Origin of the sequence: Streptomyces sp. S.PB5, from assembly GCF_030403745.1 — a bacterium.
Taxonomy (GTDB): Bacteria; Actinomycetota; Actinomycetes; order Streptomycetales; family Streptomycetaceae; genus Streptomyces.
Map to the genome: position 1 here is coordinate 464,632 of NZ_JAQMWP010000008.1, position 14,332 is coordinate 478,963.

At 70.8% G+C, this 14,332-nt stretch carries 16 protein-coding genes; 4 read left to right on the top strand and 12 right to left on the bottom strand.

Features of this window, described 5'->3' with window-relative positions; genetic code table 11:
• Positions 1-20: 20 nt before the first annotated feature.
• Positions 21-668 (bottom strand): hypothetical protein, encoded by a 648-nt coding sequence (locus PH203_RS23370; RefSeq protein ID WP_289922383.1) that lies wholly within the window; start codon positions 666-668, stop codon positions 21-23.
• Positions 669-726: 58 nt separating this feature from the next.
• On the opposite strand from PH203_RS23370, the gene PH203_RS23375 reads away from it, so the two are divergent.
• Positions 727-1,056, top strand: coding sequence for a hypothetical protein (locus tag PH203_RS23375; RefSeq protein WP_289922385.1), 330 nt, complete (start codon positions 727-729; stop codon positions 1,054-1,056).
• A gap of 61 nt (positions 1,057-1,117) precedes the next feature.
• On the opposite strand, the gene PH203_RS23380 is transcribed toward PH203_RS23375, so the two are convergent.
• Complete coding sequence (locus tag PH203_RS23380) at positions 1,118-1,531, bottom strand: SsgA family sporulation/cell division regulator (RefSeq protein WP_289922387.1); 414 nt, start codon at positions 1,529-1,531, stop codon at positions 1,118-1,120.
• Positions 1,532-1,739: 208 nt separating this feature from the next.
• On the opposite strand from PH203_RS23380, the gene PH203_RS23385 reads away from it, so the two are divergent.
• On the top strand, positions 1,740-3,284 hold the full coding sequence (locus tag PH203_RS23385) for a sigma-70 family RNA polymerase sigma factor (protein ID WP_289922389.1): 1,545 nt from the start codon (positions 1,740-1,742) through the stop codon (positions 3,282-3,284).
• A 54-nt stretch (positions 3,285-3,338) separates the two neighbouring features.
• On the opposite strand, the gene PH203_RS23390 is transcribed toward PH203_RS23385, so the two are convergent.
• The 9 genes from PH203_RS23390 to PH203_RS23430 all read right to left on the bottom strand — a co-directional run bounded on the left by PH203_RS23390 (position 3,339) and on the right by PH203_RS23430 (position 9,904).
• Positions 3,339-3,815, bottom strand: coding sequence for a pilus assembly protein TadG-related protein (locus tag PH203_RS23390; protein ID WP_289922391.1), 477 nt, complete (start codon positions 3,813-3,815; stop codon positions 3,339-3,341).
• On the bottom strand, positions 3,812-4,246 hold the full coding sequence (locus PH203_RS23395; RefSeq protein ID WP_289922392.1) for a TadE/TadG family type IV pilus assembly protein: 435 nt from the start codon (positions 4,244-4,246) through the stop codon (positions 3,812-3,814). Before PH203_RS23395 ends, PH203_RS23390 begins: the two co-directional genes overlap by 4 nt.
• Positions 4,247-4,248: 2 nt before the next feature.
• Positions 4,249-4,686 carry a TadE family protein gene (locus PH203_RS23400; RefSeq protein WP_289922393.1) on the bottom strand — a complete coding sequence of 146 codons (438 nt, stop codon included), beginning with the start codon at positions 4,684-4,686 and terminating at the stop codon, positions 4,249-4,251.
• 76 nt (positions 4,687-4,762) lie between these two features.
• Complete coding sequence (locus tag PH203_RS23405) at positions 4,763-5,014, bottom strand: hypothetical protein (RefSeq protein WP_046263660.1); 252 nt, start codon at positions 5,012-5,014, stop codon at positions 4,763-4,765.
• A gap of 43 nt (positions 5,015-5,057) precedes the next feature.
• Positions 5,058-5,981 (bottom strand): type II secretion system F family protein, encoded by a 924-nt coding sequence (locus tag PH203_RS23410; protein ID WP_289922394.1) that lies wholly within the window; start codon positions 5,979-5,981, stop codon positions 5,058-5,060.
• Positions 5,978-6,973, bottom strand: coding sequence for a type II secretion system F family protein (locus tag PH203_RS23415; RefSeq protein ID WP_289922395.1), 996 nt, complete (start codon positions 6,971-6,973; stop codon positions 5,978-5,980). The genes PH203_RS23410 and PH203_RS23415 overlap by 4 nt, the downstream gene beginning before the upstream one ends.
• A 2-nt stretch (positions 6,974-6,975) precedes the next feature.
• Entirely contained in the window at positions 6,976-8,283 is a 1,308-nt protein-coding gene (locus tag PH203_RS23420; protein WP_289922396.1) for an ATPase, T2SS/T4P/T4SS family, read from the bottom strand.
• The gene (locus PH203_RS23425; RefSeq protein WP_289922397.1) at positions 8,280-9,149 is read right to left on the bottom strand and encodes a hypothetical protein; all 870 of its coding nucleotides are present in this window, start codon (positions 9,147-9,149) and stop codon (positions 8,280-8,282) included. Before PH203_RS23425 ends, PH203_RS23420 begins: the two co-directional genes overlap by 4 nt.
• Positions 9,150-9,166: 17 nt before the next feature.
• On the bottom strand, positions 9,167-9,904 hold the full coding sequence (locus tag PH203_RS23430; RefSeq protein ID WP_289922398.1) for a hypothetical protein: 738 nt from the start codon (positions 9,902-9,904) through the stop codon (positions 9,167-9,169).
• 411 nt (positions 9,905-10,315) lie between these two features.
• Here PH203_RS23430 and PH203_RS23435 point away from each other — a divergent pair, with 411 nt between their 5' ends.
• Both PH203_RS23435 and PH203_RS23440 read left to right on the top strand, forming a co-directional pair.
• Positions 10,316-11,326, top strand: a complete 1,011-nt coding sequence (locus PH203_RS23435) for a hypothetical protein (RefSeq protein ID WP_289922399.1) — start codon at positions 10,316-10,318, stop codon at positions 11,324-11,326.
• A gap of 117 nt (positions 11,327-11,443) precedes the next feature.
• On the top strand, positions 11,444-13,498 hold the full coding sequence (locus PH203_RS23440; protein WP_289922400.1) for a hypothetical protein: 2,055 nt from the start codon (positions 11,444-11,446) through the stop codon (positions 13,496-13,498).
• 243 nt (positions 13,499-13,741) lie between these two features.
• Here PH203_RS23440 and PH203_RS23445 read toward each other — a convergent pair whose 3' ends face one another.
• A complete protein-coding gene (locus PH203_RS23445; protein ID WP_289922401.1) occupies positions 13,742-14,206 on the bottom strand; it encodes a hypothetical protein in 465 nt (154 codons plus the stop codon).
• Positions 14,207-14,332: the final 126 nt, after the last annotated feature.

Consider the following 14,332-nt stretch of genomic DNA (forward strand, 5'->3'; position numbering starts at 1 on the left):
CGCCGCCGTCCCCGCGACCGTCAGCCCGTGAACCGGAACGTAGAAGTGATCGCGTCGAAGATGTCGAAGAACGAGTCCGCGAGGTCCAGCACCTGGCTGCTGCCCGCCACCAGCGCGACCTTGCCCTCCTGCCCGGGAACAGGGATGTACGTCTGCATCAGCACCGCCCGGATGGTCCGGTTGAGCGCGTCGTCGGGGACGGCGATGTCCTCGATGCCGTACGTCCGTGCCGCGGTCCCCACGCCCGGGATGTCGACCGTGGTCACCTTGCGCCAGGAGTCGCCGTCCTTCTTGGCTTCCTTCACGGCGAGTTGGCCCGCGATGACGGACGGGTCGTTCGACAACGGCTCGCCCCGCTCGTCGCGACCGCCGACCAGCGACACCGTCACCGAGCCCGTGATCGGGGTGTCGCCGCCGAAGCTCTCCGCCATGCAGCCGCAGTACAGGGCACCCGACTTCCAGGCGTCGGCGGCGGCCTTGCGGAGGAAGTCCGTGTAGACGTCCCGGTGCTGGGCCAGTTCCGGGCGCTGGGCGACCCGCTCGTTCACCATCCGCCGGATCGAGTCGTCCCGGGACTCGGGTCGCACGTCGAACTCCCACCACGACTCCGGGACCTTGATCCGGAAACCCCCGCGCTCGATCGTGAGCGCCTCCATGTAGCGGGCCATGACGTCGACCTTCCGTTGTAACGTTCACGTCAGACTACGAGACCGGGGGGAGTCACATATGGGCCAGGGCGGCAAGAGCGACCTCTCACTCCCGCTGAGCGAGCTGGAGGACTACGGTCGCCGGCTGCGGTCGATCAAGACGCGGCTCAACCACACCAAGAAGCTCTTCGACCAGTACAAGGACGACATCGGCGACGGCAGCGTCAACGACGCCCTCGACGACTTCGAGTCCAACTGGGAGGACGGGCGCGAGGACATCACGCAGCAGCTCGACGCGCTCGCGAGCATGTCGGACGCGGTGGTGCGGGAGTTCAAGAAGCTGGACGACGAGCTGGCCAAGCAGATCAACGAGAAGATGACGACCGAGGACAAACGGCCCAAGAAGTAGGCCCGCCACCACCCACTCTTACGCCCTCCACTCGTACGCCCTCCACTCATCCTCCGCCCCCTCATACGCCGCCCAGCAGCGACGCCAGCCCCTGGTCCAGGGCGTGGCCCACCGGTTCGCCGCCGGGCTCCGTCACCTCGTACGAGCGGAGCAGGAAGCGGTAGAGGGACGTCGTCTCGAAGAGGACGACCGCTGCGCCCTCCGGGGCGCGGAACTCAACGGCCGTGCGGGACGGGCCGAACGGGCGGACGTGGACGTTGCCCAGCCCCGACGGGTGGCCGAGGCCCTCCTCCAGCAGGCCGCGGGCGAAGGTCCAGATCACCTCCTCCTCGTCGAGCGAGATCCAGGCCGGGAATATGAAGTGCACGGCCAGGGGGTCGTCCGAGGCGTAGCGAAGGGTGACGGGGACGGACAGTTCCTCGTCGTCGGCGGTGAGCAGATGGGCGCCGGTGGGCTGTTCCAGGGCGAAGTACATGGGCGATCTCCGGGGCGGGTGTGGCCGGTCGGGCCGGTGGCCGGTTGGCCGATCCATCTGTATGAGCACGTCCGGGCCGTCCCATTACGCCGTTACCTGAGTGACGTGTGTCACATTATGTGACGCTTGAAACTTTGCTTGAAACTTTTGACATCTAGGCGTACAAACCCCGTTCCCGCCATCAGCAGGCCCCCCGGAGCGTTACGCCATGTCCGACGTTTCCACCGCCGTCCCCGCTGCACCCGCTGTACCCGCCGTCCCCGCCGCCGAGTACGCGCGGATCTACGAGGAGCAGCAGCCGCGTCTCGTCGCGTACGCCCGCTCCCTCACCCGGAACGCGCACACCGCCGAAGACCTCGTCGCCGAGGCGCACTTCAGGGTCTGGCGGCGGCTGGCCGCGGGGCACGAGATCGACAACGTGCCGGCGTACCTGATGACAACGTTGCGCCGCCTGGCGAGCGCCGCGGGGAGTGTCGTACGCGAGACTCCGCAGGATCCGCAGGCCGCCGCCGGCGAACAGGCCGAGGTGGGGCGGCACGGGGACGATCCGGCCGAGCAGGTGTCCTCCGTCGACATGGTGGTGCGGGTCCTGGGGCAGCTGCCCGAACGGTGGGTCAAGGCGCTGTGGCTGGCCGAGGCGGAGGGCCAGCCGCTCGCGGCGATCGGGCCGCAGCTCGGCACCAAGGAGGGCGCCACCGCCGTACTGCTCCACCGGGCCCGGGAGGGCATGCGGCAGGCGTTCCTCAAGGAGCAGACCGGGGCACCCGAGGACCCCGCGTGCCAGGTGCACTGGGCCCGGATGCCCGCGTATGTGCGCGGCGCCGCCTCCGCCCGGCAGTCCGAGCGGCTGCTCGGGCACGTGGACGCGTGCGACGACTGCCGCGCACGGCTGGCCGCGCTGATGAGCGCGAACGATCGGCTGCCCGCGATGGTCGGACCCGCGCTGCTCGTGTTCGCGGTCGGGGGTGGCGCCGGGAAGTTCCTGCTGGGGTTCACGGGGACCGCAACCGCCTTCAGCAGCGGGGGTGCTGGGCTCCTCGACGGAGTGCGGCACGCCTCCGTCGGAGGGTCGAAGGCCGCGGCCGCCGCGGGGGCGGTGGTCGTGGGTGCCGCCGCGGTGTTCCTCGTGCTCGGGCCCGTCGCCTCCGGGCCGGTTCCCGCCCAGCGGACGCCCGTCGCGCAGGCGCCTGCGGCTCAGGCGCCGGTGGAGGAGCCGGTCGACGAGCCGGCGGCCGGTGGTGACGGTCGCACGCCGGAGGGGGCGGGGGCCGCGCGGGACACGGGTGCGGTTGCCGTCGCCGGCGGGGGCGGTGCGGCGGGGGTCGTGACGGTCAGGGCCGACTCCCGTGGCAGTGGGCCGGGTTCGGGCGAGGAGGAGGCGACGGGCGGTACGACGTCGTCGGCGCCGCCGGCCGAGCCCGCACCGGAGGAGCCCGGCGGGAACGCTCCGGCTGCCCCTGTCGACGACTCACCGAAGGCACCGGAACCGCCGAGCACACCCGCGCCCGAGCCCACACCGGACCCGGAACCCTCGACTCCCGTCGCCCCCACGCCGGTTGACGACCCCGCGCCTGCTCCGGAGGAGCCGGGCGGCAACGAACCGGCCCCGGCCCCGACTCCGGCCCCGGACCCGGACCCGTCCACTCCGGCTGAGCCCCAGCCCGAACCGACCACGCCCCCGCCCCCGGCCCCCACTCCTCCCGGAGACGACTGCGGCGGCCCGCACGGCGACACAGGGCACGGCAAGAAGTAGGCGGCACCCGCACCTGCGCCGCACCCGCACCGCCGTGAGGCCGAGGCCGACCCGCTATCCGACCTCGTTCTCCGCGACCGCCTGTCCATGCACGACCACGTCCCCGCCGTAGAACATCCCGGTGAACACGGGCGAGTACGTCAACTGGACCTCGACCTCGACCTGGTCGACATCCGCCGCGACACAGTGCGTTCCGGCGATGTCCGCGCCGGACATGTCCATCTCGCGGGCGAAGGCCTTCACGCGGGCGTCGCAGTTCTCGTAGTTGATGGGGGCGGCGCCGCCCTCGTTCTCGTAGAGGGCCTCGGTGTCGATGTCCTGGGCCGCGTAACGGGCCGCCTGTTCGGCGATGTCCGCCGCGCGTTCCCGTTTGGAGATGGACAGGCCGCCGTCGATCACGAAGGCGGAGAGGGAGATGAAGACGAGGGCGAAGATGATGACCGCGCCGGCGCCCGAGCCGCGGTCGTCGAGGTGGGCGCGGCGGGACCCCAGCCAGTGGGCCATCGCGGCAGGGACTCTCAACTGCCTCATCCCGCCTTCCTCTTGAACGGGTCGAGCGGGGCCGTGAAGGAACCCGACATCGTGGTCTTGATGTCCAGGCCCAGCATGGCCAGACCCTTCACCTCGCAGCTGACCTGAACCGTGAAGAGGTCGGCTTCGGCGAAGCCCGCGCTGGTCTTGTCCACGGTCACCGGTCCGACGCAGACGTCCGTCAGATCGGCCTCGGCCGCCTTGCGGGCCTCCGCCATGGCGTTGCCGACGTCCCACTGGAGGGAGCCGGAACGGGCGGCGTCCCGCGCGGCGCCGTCGATGGCCCCGCGGCCCTCGACCATCTGCCCGAAGGCCACCAGGACGAGGATGAAGAGGATCATCACCGGGGCGAGGATCACGACCTCGATGGCCGACAGGCCCCGGTCGTCGTCGGCCGTGCGACGCTTCAAGGACGTGAGAGAGAAGCGCATCGCTAGTTCTCGTTCTCCCTCACGAACCGCTCCACCGGGCCGACCGACTGCGCGTGCACCGTCATGTCCAGTCCGGGGAACACCGACGGGACCCGCGCCGTGATCTCCACACCCACCGTGTTCTGTTCCGGCTGGACCATCTCCACGTTGGGCGACAGCACCAGGCTCGGGCCGAGCTGGGCGATGTAGTCGTCCACCACGTCCCGCGCCTTGCCCCGCCACGCGCCCGGCTCGTCGTGTGCCGTGGCACGGGCCTTGCGGGCGCCGGCCTGGGCGGCCGCCTGGGCCACGTGGTCGGCGAAGAAGTACAGCGCGAACTGCACGGTGGCGAAGATCATGAAGAACAGGACGGGGGTGAGCAGCACGAACTCGATCGCGGTCATGCCGGAGTCGCCGCGCTGCGTGGCGGCTTCTCTCCGGCGGCGTACCCACGCCCGCATGCGCTGCACCTGACCCCCGTACCTTCTTCGATTCCCCTGCTTGTGCTTCTGCTCTGCTTCCGCTCCTGCTTCAGCCTCAGCAGGTGCCGCTCTGGTTGGCGCCGTTGATGCAGTTCTCCACCTTCTCGGCGCCACCCTCCAGGGCACGGTTGATGATCGCGGCGACCACGCCGACGATCGCCACGACGACCGCGGAGATGATGACCCACTCGACGGCGGAGGCACCGCGGTCGAGTTCGCCGGAGCGGGCACGCTGCACACGGCCCTGGAGGAAGGTGACGAGGAAGTCCACCGCCGGGATCCCCGTGCTGAAGTTCCGCTCGTTCATGGTCAGTTGTCCTTTCGGGAGGCTTTCGAGGGTTGAGGCGGCGTCAGACTTGGAAGACCCGCATGGCTGCCGGGTAGATCAGGAACACCAGGAAGCCCGCGCACAGCAGCAGCTGGGCGACGAGCATCGACTGCGACTTCTCGCCCGCGCTGCCCTCGATCTCGGCCATCTCGCGGTGCCGCATGGTCTCGGCGCGGGAGGCGAGCGATTCGCGGACCTTGGCGCCGTCGTCCGCGACCAGGGCGAGGGAGGCCGAGAGGTCCTTCAGCTCCTCCACACCCAGTTCCTCACCGAGCTGGCCCAGCGCCTGCCACTGGCTGATACCGGTGATACGGGCGTCGGCGAGGGCGTTGCGGATGCGCTGGTTGGCCCAGCCGTCCGACACGTCCGCCGCCGCCATCAGCGCCTCCGGAAGACCGCGGCCGCCGGCGAGGCTCATCGACACGAGGTCGAGGTACGCGCCGATCACGCGCCGCAGGTCGCGCCGCTTGTCGGCGGCGTCCCGCCGTACCTCCAGGTCGGGGAGGAAGAAGAAGAGGGCCGCGAACAGCAGCGCCAGCCAGACCGGGATGATCGGGCTGTCGGCGAGGGCCAGCGTCCACACGATCGCGAACAGGAACGGGCCGAAGAACAGCCCCGCCGTCGCCAGCAGCACCTTCGTCGCCAGGAACTTCTCCCAGCTGCGGTCCAGCACCGCGAGGTCCGCGCGCAGCGAACGCTGCTCCCAGCCCTGCTGGAGGTAGAACTCGGCGACGCGCTGTCCGACATCGGCCCGCAGCGAACCGAGGCGGCCCTTGTCGGCGGCGGCGCGCGGAGACTCGTACGCCGTCCCGCGCGCCCGCATCGCGTCGATCCGCGCGACCTGCGAGACGGCGCTGCGCTTGGTCGGCATGAGGGCGCGGACGAGGACGTAGATACCGAGGCCGATGACCGCGCCGACGACGACCGGCATGGTGACGTCACTCATCGGCGTACCCCCTCTTCCTGCGGCGACGACTGGGCCGATTGGGACGGCGTGCGAGGACGGACGAACTGGACCGCCGACTCGTCCTTGATCAGGAAGCGTTCGGGCGTCTCGATGGTCGACAGCTTGCGCAGCCACCAGAAGCCGAGGGCGAACAGGCCGCAGACGACGGCGAGGACGACCTGGCCGACCGCGGTGCCGTACGGCTCGACGAACTCCCGGTTGAACACGGACAGTCCGAGCACGAAGGCGACCGACACCGCCACGACGATCTGCACCGAGCGGCGGGTGGAGGCGCGTTGGGCCATCACACGCTGGCGCATGTCGACCTCTTCACGCGCCGACTTCGCCAGCGCACCGAGCACCTGGCGCAGACCCGGGCCGCGCAGTCGGGCGTTGAGGATGAGCGCCGCGACGATGATGTCGGCGGACGCGTCGTCGATCTCGTCGGCCAGATGCTGGAGCGCCTCGGGCAGCGGTGTCCGGGCGCGCAACCGGTCGACGAGGGCGTCGAGATGGGGGCGCAGCACGGGCGCCGCGGCCCGCGCGGACGCCGGGATCGCCTGCTCCAGACCCACCGCGCCGGCGATGGTGTCACGCAGCGACTCCGTCCAGCCGGCCAGCGCCTCCACGCGCTTCATCGCGGCGCGCTCCTCGCCGGCACCGCCGAACAGCCGGTCCCAGAAGAAGACGAGCACGCCCGCCGCGATACCGGCCACGGCCCACTGGGTGAGCAGCAGCACGACGATGCCGATGATGGCGGCGAGCGAACCCCGCTGCCCGGCGAACCGGATCAGCTCGCTCGCCCGCTCGGCGGCCTTCTGCTTCTCGTGCTCGGGCTTGGCCGGCAACCCGCGTACGGCGATGGCGAACAGCGCGATACCACCGCCGACGGCGACACCGGAGGCGATCGAGTACAGGACCGTGGTCGAGAACAACCCGCCCATCGAACCGAGCGAGTCGAGCGCGGCAAGAGTCTGCGTATGAGTCGTCATGGTCACCCCCACGCTCCCGTGGGCCGGTAGCCCTGTGCGATCAGGTCGTCCACGCAGGCGATGGGCGCGTGCGGCACGATCCGGCCGTCGTGCGCCTCGGCGAAGACCTCGCTGGACAGCACGCGGCCGTCCACGCCGTTGACCTCGCGGATGGAGGTGACCATGCGCTGGAGGCGGCCGCCCGTCTGGTAGTTGTTGCGCCGCTGGATGAAGACGACGAAGTTCACGGCGCCCGCGATCAGCATCTGGCTGGCCTCGATGGGCAGCCGCTCGGAGGCCTGCAACGCGTACGTGGAGATACGGTTGAAGACCTCGCTGGAGCTGTTGGCGTGGATCGTGGACAGCGAGCCGTCGTTGCCCTGCGACATCGCGTTGAGCATCGTCACGATCTCGTCGCCGAGGACCTCGCCGACGATGACGCGGGAGGGGTTCATACGCAGCGAACGGCGGACCAGCTCGGCCATCGAAATCAGGCCCTGGCCCTCGGAGTTGGGCAACCGCTCCTCGAACGCCACCACGTTGGGGTGGAGATCGGGGAAGGTGTCGAGCCCGAGCTCCAGCGCACGCTCGACGGTGATCAGTCGCTCGTGCGGAGGGATCTCGTTGGCGAGCGCCCTCAACAGGGTGGTCTTACCGGCGTTCGTGGCGCCCGCGATCATGATGTTCTTGCGGGCGCGGACCGCGCAGGCCAGGAAGTGCGCGACCTCCGGGCTCAGTGTGCCGTTGCCGACGAGGTCGGAGATGAAGACCTTGCCCATGCGGGCGCGACGGATCGACAGCGCGGGGCGCCGGGTGACGTCCATGACCGCCGACAGACGGGAGCCGTCCGGGAGCCGGAGGTCGAGCTGGGGGTTGGCGGAGTCGAAGGGGCGGGACGACAGACCCGAGTAGGCGCCGAGGACCTGGATGAGCTCGATGAGCTCCTCGTCGGACTCGGCGACCGGGTCACCCTTGACCTCGCGGCCGTCGGAGTAGCCGACGAAGACCTGGTCGTAGCCGTTGATGTCGATGTTCTCGACGTCCGGGTTGTCGAGCAGCGGCTGGAGCCGGCCGACGCCGAAGAGCGCGGCGTGCACGGCGGCGGCGTACTGCTCCTCGGTCTCCGCGTCGAGCGGAGTACGGCCCGCGTTGATCTCGGTACGGGCGTGGTCCTCGAGGATCTGGGCTATGACCGCGCGGGCGTAGTGCCGTTCGTCCTCGCCGGACATCGGCGTGACGCCGGCCACCTGGTCCTGGCGCCGCTGCTCGGCGATCCGGTCGCCGGCGTCCTGCCGGAACCGCTTGACCAGTTGATGGTCGACAGCGGTCATCGCCCGGCCTCCGCATGGCCGTTCATCTGGCCGTGCATCTGACCGTGCTGGGCCTGGGTGGGTACGGACCAGGCGGCGCCGTACTGCTGGTAGAGGTCCGCGGTGACCTTGCGGGCGGAGCGGATGAGCAGCGACTTGTCGAGGCGTCCGCGCTTGCGGCCCGCCAACTGGTCGGCGCCGGCGGGGTCGTCGGCGATGGTGCCGACGACGCGGGCGCCGGTCTGGGCGTGCACGAGCATGTCGTTGACCTGGCCCGCGATCTTCGCCGCGTTGTTGGTGTCGGCGATGAGGACGACACCGATCATCGGGTTGCCCATGGTCGCCACTCCGCGCTGGCCGCCGTGCAGCTTGTTGCCGAGGGCGGCGGCCCGGTCGCGGACCCGCGCGATGGCCTCCGGCTCGGTGCGGGAGATGAGGAGCACGAGGGAGGCGTGCGGGAAGAGGTCCACGGCAGGCGTGTCCCCCGCGATGCGGCCGCAGTCGGCGATGACGTCGGCGGGGGCGTGCGGGGACTCGGCGAGCGCGGCGAAGGAGTGGCCGAGGGTGGGCCACAGGCCGGCGAGACCGGCGGCCTGCTCGGCGTTCCCGAGGCCGACCAGCACTTCGAGGCCGCCGCTCAACGGCTGGACGTGGTCCCAGAGTTGGTCGGGGACCAGGCCGCGGCGCGCGGTGGCCGCGATCGACAGCATGCCGGTGTTGGGGTTGAGCGGCCCGCCGTGCGCGGCGGCACTGCGGTAGACGAGGTCGCCGCCCGCCGGGTCGGTCTCCGCGAGCAGGGCCCGCCGCGGCCAGACCGCCGCGAGGGCGACGGCCGCGGTGGTGACGCCGGGGGAACCCTTGTCGGCGGCGAGAGCGATGAGCGCCATGGGTGTGGGGCCGCCTTCTAGTTGCTGCTGTTGTTGCTGGGGACGAGGACGAGGACGACTTCGCCGTTGGCGGCGGCCTGGGCGAGGGCGGGGGCCTCGTCGTTGTCGACGGCCAGCGTGTACGACTGGTTCGTGCTGCCGACGATCTCGTCACCGCTCGCCTGCGGTACGTCGGCCACGACCGCCTTCTCCACGAGCAGGGAGTTGCTGCCGCCCGACGCGGAAGCAGAGCTGTTGCTGTTGCTGCTGGAGGAACCGGAACCCTCGGCCACGCGGTACGCGGCGACGGTGTCGCCTTCCTTGACGCCGGCCGGGAACTGGCCCGCCTTGAGGGAGAGACCGACGAGGGTCTTGCCCTTGGTCGCACCGGCCTCGTCGCCGAACATCTCACCGACGGCGACGACGCCGGCCGGGATGTTGCTCACGGCCTTCAGCTTCTTCAGCGCCGCGAGCTGACCCCACTCGATGTAGTGGATGCTGCTGTCCTCGGCGACCAGAACGGACGTCACATTGCTGTCGGTGACCGAACCACCCGCCGGAATCTCCGCCGTGACCTTCACGACCTCGATCCGGTCCCCGGCCTGGAGCACGAGCATCGTCGCCCCCAGCGCACCCACCAGGATCAACAGCACCGCCAACGCGGCCAGCGCCGGTTTGCGCTCGCGAGGCGGCGTGGGAAGCCGGTCACCGACCGACGGCTGAGCCGGAGCGGCGGAACGACCCTGACCCGCCCCCGTACGCTCTTGGATCTTCACGCAACCGCTCCCCGTACACCCAAGAAATTGTCTGCCAAATTCTCTGCAAAATAGGACACTTCACCCGCGTTCACCTGATCCTTCGCGGATAGCCATCGCTGGGGTGAGTGTCAAGCCATCGCACCGTATCAGCCGCACATAAGCCCCTCAAGGCGCGTTCGGAGTCACGCTTCTCACCCTGCTCCTCGTTATCCATCTGCAACTTCTGCAGCGCGTTGCCCAGTTGTAGGGGAGCGAGGAAAGGGCCGTCGACTGTGCGGCAGCGAATCGATGACAGACGTCCCATCTTCCTCTCCGGACGCCGTTCGTCACGTTCCGCTCATCATGCCTGCACGATTCGCTCACGAAGGCTTGAAACCGACGTGCCATGATCTTTGCTCGATTCACGGACACGGGGGCGGGGTTACGGCCATGGCGGAGACAGCGGAGAGCCTTCTTCCGATCGGAGGGGCAGCGCTGGCGTCGGACCCCCGGGTACGGACGGCCGTGCACGCGATCGGTGCGCGGACCGGCGTCGACTACACGAACGACGAGGCGGTACGAGCACTGCTCGCGGACCGCCGCCGCGCGGCGAACCGGGCCCAGCACCGGCCGATGGCATGGCTCGGCGGTCTGGCCCTCGCGGCGGCCGCGACCTGGCCCGTCGTCGCCATGGGCGTGCCCTCACTGGGCCCGAAGGCGGCACTGACGGCGGGCCCCGTGATCGTCCTGGCCGTGGCCGCGCTCGTCCAGGTCCGCAAGGGATGGAAGCGTGAGCTGCAGCATCCCGCGCTCGCGGGCTACCGCGAGGTGCTGGGCGTGGCCCGCGCGTACGGTCTGCCGCTGTCGCATGTTCCGGCCTGGCTGGAGGGAAAGACGGAGGGCGGAACGGGGAAGGGGGCCACGCCGATTCCGTCGTATTCGGGGGCGGGGACGGCTGGAGCGCAGGGTCCGGCCGGGTATGCGGCGGAGGCGGGGACGGCCGACGGGCAGAGCTCCGCCGGGTACACACCCGCGGCAGGCACGGCTGACGGACACAACCCCGCCGGACACGACCTCGCCGGGTACGCCCCCGCCGCACGCCCCCAGCCGTGTCCGCACCCCGGGCACGCCACCGTTCCCCCGAAGCCCCCCGCCGTCGCCGAGTACGAGCGCATCGCCGACTCCGGCGGCTGGCACGACGAGGGCGGCTGCCTCCTGATCCTCGCGGGTGGCATCGGCGCGGCCTGGGCCTGGTCGGAGACCGAGCCGATCGGCTACGGCGCGCTCGCCGCGATCCCCCTGGCGGTCATCGTCTGGCTGGCGGGAAGCCGGCAGGGCAAGGAGAAGGCGCGGCTGCGGGAGGAGGCGATGGCCTACGTCCGGACCGTCGCGGCGGCGCAGGCGGCGGGGGCGCAGGTGCCCGAACTGTCGCCTCAGTTGCGGAAGTTGCTGCAGGACTAGCAGCGCGGCGCGTCCCCCGCCCCCTCACGAACACCAAGCACTACTCACCCCACGATCGAGGAGTCCCCCAGTAGAGTGCCGCGCGTGAAAACAGGCGGTGAGCGGGGGGACTTGAGGATGAGAGCTGCGGCAACGACGAACGGCCCGGTCAGGATCCGCCTGCTGCCCCTCCCCGCCTCCCTCCTCACCCTCTTCGCGCTCCTCCTCGCCCTCTTCGCAACCGCCACCCCGGCCCGCGCCGCCGACACCGCGGACACCACCACCTCCGCCGACACCCAGGCCGCCTACCTGGCCGACCGGCTGCGCGAGAACCCGGTCTACGTCTCCGACCAACTCCCGCGCGAGATCCCGAAGTCCACCACTCCCGACTTCGCGAAACTCGCCGAGCGGACCGGCGTCCCGACGTACGTCCTCGTCCTCCCCGGCCAGGCGGCCCCCGGCCACCAGCTCCTCGGCACGGTCCACGACCGCCTCGGCAAGGACGGCCTGTACGTACTCCTCGACGAGACACAGGTCGCCGACGCCACGGCGTACGGCGTGGACGTCCCCGCCGACGCGGCGGCGACCGCGACGACTTATGAACTCCCCTACGATGCGGGCCCGTTGCTGCACTTCGAGCGCTTCGTCGACGTCCTCACCCAGGGCGAGGCGAAGGCCGCCGCCCGCGCGGAGGCGGCCCGCGAGAAGTACGCCGACGGCTCACCGCCGGACATGTACATCACCCAGTCCGACCGCGACAGCCAGTCCTTCCTCACGGGGCTGGCCATGACCGGCACCCCGCTCCTGATCCTGCTGCTGGTTCCGTACGTACGCCGCTGGTGGCGCCGCCGCCCCGGAGCGGCCCGGCCCACGCCGAAGCAGGAGAGGACCAGGCTCGTCTGGCTCCTCCCCGCGATCGCCCTGGCCACCGCCGTCGCGATCGGCGTGACCGCCCCCCTCGTCTTCGACGAGACCAGGTCGAGCGCCTCGCCCACGCCCCGCGCCGTCGACCTCAACGCCCGCCTCGACCGCGTCACGAAGGGCCTGGCCGAGGACCCGGTCTACGCGGACCCGGAGAGCCCGAGGGTCCTGGACGCGCGACAGCTGACGCAACTCCACGCCCGTATCGAGAAGTTCAGAGCCTCTGCGGACGGCGGCCCGGTGTTCGTCGCCGTCGTCCCGCAGCTGTACGAGGACGAATCCGGCGCCGACGAGGAGGCGTTCGCGGCCGCGCTCCACGACAAGCTGGGCAAGGACGGGGTGTACATCGTCGCCGACCCCCTGTTCGGCATGATCGACGTCTTCAACTACGGCCTGCGGCTGGACAGTCTGGACCTCCTCTACGACCTTCCCGAGTCCATCGCGTACGGCGACGCCAAGGCGGACCGAGCCGACGACCACCTCCTCGGCGAACGCCTCGACGCCCTCATGACGTACCTCGACAAGGCCGAGCGCACGGCCGACCCGCAGACCCCGGGCGAGCCGTTCACGTCGGCCCCGGACCCGATCGCCGAGGACGACCTGCGCCCGCTCTATTACGGCGACTTCTGGCAGGGCCTGATCATCGGCGCCCTCGCGGCAGTGGCGCTGTACGGCGTGGTGGCGGCGGTCCTGGGCCTGGTCCGCAAGTGGCTCGTGCGCCGCAAGCCGGACCCGACCCCCACCGCGAACCTCGCGAGGGTCTCCCCGGCGGCGCCCTCGGAGTCGTATCTGCGCAGCACGGCGAAGACCGAACTCCGGGCGATGACCCGCGACTTCGGCACCGGAGAGACGGCGGACACCCGCGCCCGCAACCGCTACGACGCCACCATGCTGCTCGCGGCCGACGGCCTCGACGGTCTCCGCCCCGGCCCTCTCGTCGCGGTCATCGTCCTGGCCCGCGCGACCCGCTCCGCCCTGGCCCACGAGGACGTCACCCGCTGCTGCGGAGTGAACCCCCTGCACGGCCCGGCGAAGAGCAGCCGTCACGTCAAGGTGTCGACCGAGGACAGCCGCCGCAAGATGCTCCCCCTCTGCGACCGCTGCCTCAACGACACCCACCCGAACGACTACCCGTCCCTCCTGCTGACCCTGCCGTCCCCGGACGGCGGCCCGCAGCGCATCCCCTACTACGAGGACGACCTGCTGGCCGCCGTCCCCGACGGGTTCACCAAGCTCGGCCGCACAGTGAGGGAGTCAGTACATGTCCCCTGACACGAGGAGAACACCGGCCGTACGGCGGATGGTGCTGCTGGTGATCCCGCGGGCGGCACTGCCCTCGCTGCCCACGCCCACCCTCGCCGAGTCCGCGGGGTCCGCGGGGTCCGCCGGGTCCGCCGGGTCCGCCGGGTCCGCCGGGTCCGCCGGGCGAGCGGAGCGTGTGGGCGGCGACGGGTTACGGATCGTTGGTACGAGAGGGAGGCGAGTCCCTGACGGAACGGGTGACGCGGGGCGACTTCACTCGCACCAGCGGCCGTCACCCCGATCCGCGATGATCTCGACCTGAAGCTTTCCGTCCTGCGGACCCCAGACCGTCAGATACGCCGTCGTACCGTCGACCCGCTTCGCGAAGCACTCCCCGTCGGCCACGGGCCCCCACCCACGTTCGGACGCCGTCCGCCGATAGTGCTCCAGCGCACTCTCGCGCTTGCCGTCATACCCGTACGCCCTCCCGGCGACCACGAACCGATCGTCGTCATCGCACTCCTGGTACGACCCCCTTCCCCTGCTCCCCTCCGGCGCCACCCCCAGCACGGACTCCGCGGCCAACGCCTCCCCGAGTGCGTCCTCCGCCTCCCCGCACCCGTACCCGAAGAGGAGGTCCCCGGCCGACGACCCCACGACGACAAAGCCGGCCGCACCCAGCAGCCCGACTGCGGCCACCACCGTGGCCAGCATCTTCCCCACCCTGTTCATGTGCATGCCAGAGGACGTTAGTGCAGGCCGAGTACGTATGTGCGCCTCGTGCCGTGATCGGGGGCGGTGGATCGTCCCGCCGCACCCCCGCACATCACAGCCCCCACTCATCCACCCGTTCCCAGGATTTAA

Excerpts from the sequence above, each read along its gene's own strand:
- PH203_RS23425 (WP_289922397.1), bottom strand. The coding sequence starts at position 9,149 with ATGGCGCTCATCGCTCTCGCCGCCGACAAGGGTTCCCCCGGCGTCACC.
- PH203_RS23380 (WP_289922387.1), bottom strand. The coding sequence starts at position 1,531 with ATGTACTTCGCCCTGGAACAGCCCACCGGCGCCCATCTGCTCACCGCC.
- PH203_RS23410 (WP_289922394.1), bottom strand. The coding sequence starts at position 5,981 with ATGAGTGACGTCACCATGCCGGTCGTCGTCGGCGCGGTCATCGGCCTC.
- PH203_RS23395 (WP_289922392.1), bottom strand. The coding sequence starts at position 4,246 with ATGCGCTTCTCTCTCACGTCCTTGAAGCGTCGCACGGCCGACGACGAC.
- PH203_RS23405 (WP_046263660.1), bottom strand. The coding sequence starts at position 5,014 with ATGAACGAGCGGAACTTCAGCACGGGGATCCCGGCGGTGGACTTCCTC.
- PH203_RS23415 (WP_289922395.1), bottom strand. The coding sequence starts at position 6,973 with ATGACGACTCATACGCAGACTCTTGCCGCGCTCGACTCGCTCGGTTCG.
- PH203_RS23370 (WP_289922383.1), bottom strand. The coding sequence starts at position 668 with ATGGCCCGCTACATGGAGGCGCTCACGATCGAGCGCGGGGGTTTCCGG.
- PH203_RS23375 (WP_289922385.1), top strand. The coding sequence starts at position 727 with ATGGGCCAGGGCGGCAAGAGCGACCTCTCACTCCCGCTGAGCGAGCTG.
- PH203_RS23390 (WP_289922391.1), bottom strand. The coding sequence starts at position 3,815 with ATGAGGCAGTTGAGAGTCCCTGCCGCGATGGCCCACTGGCTGGGGTCC.
- PH203_RS23440 (WP_289922400.1), top strand. The coding sequence starts at position 11,444 with ATGAGAGCTGCGGCAACGACGAACGGCCCGGTCAGGATCCGCCTGCTG.
- PH203_RS23385 (WP_289922389.1), top strand. The coding sequence starts at position 1,740 with ATGTCCGACGTTTCCACCGCCGTCCCCGCTGCACCCGCTGTACCCGCC.
- PH203_RS23435 (WP_289922399.1), top strand. The coding sequence starts at position 10,316 with ATGGCGGAGACAGCGGAGAGCCTTCTTCCGATCGGAGGGGCAGCGCTG.
- PH203_RS23400 (WP_289922393.1), bottom strand. The coding sequence starts at position 4,686 with ATGCGGGCGTGGGTACGCCGCCGGAGAGAAGCCGCCACGCAGCGCGGC.
- PH203_RS23445 (WP_289922401.1), bottom strand. The coding sequence starts at position 14,206 with ATGCACATGAACAGGGTGGGGAAGATGCTGGCCACGGTGGTGGCCGCA.
- PH203_RS23420 (WP_289922396.1), bottom strand. The coding sequence starts at position 8,283 with ATGACCGCTGTCGACCATCAACTGGTCAAGCGGTTCCGGCAGGACGCC.